We start from the raw sequence: 305 nt of genomic DNA on the forward strand, positions 1-305 counted from the left end.
GTCGGACGTGGGGTTGCATCGCAGTGACCGATCTAAGGATACCGAGCCTTTATCTGATGCATCGCCGTGCCAATGGCCGCCATCATCTTCTGGGACATCGTAACCAGCGTTTGGGTACTCGCCGCATCGAACTCCAAGATCGGCACCTGCTCGATATCGCTATGGTAGTCGGATCGCCAGGGTCGAACATAGTAGCTCTGGGAGTCAGAATGAGCGTAAACTTGGTGACGCAGGCGAATGACATTCATGTGCAGCGCAGCTTCTGCTGTGTCGTAGGTATCCAGAAGCTCCTTGGGAAATTGTGG

At 54.4% G+C, this 305-nt stretch carries 1 protein-coding gene; it reads right to left on the reverse strand.

From position 1 onward, the window contains the following. Positions 1–32 precede the first annotated feature (32 nt). The coding region (locus tag EN846_RS35535; protein ID WP_189587210.1) for a hypothetical protein at positions 33–305 on the reverse strand (273 nt) is incomplete at its 5' end.

It is taken from the genome of Mesorhizobium sp. M4B.F.Ca.ET.203.01.1.1 (assembly GCF_004791025.1).
Classification (GTDB): domain Bacteria; phylum Pseudomonadota; class Alphaproteobacteria; order Rhizobiales; family Rhizobiaceae; genus Mesorhizobium; species Mesorhizobium abyssinicae.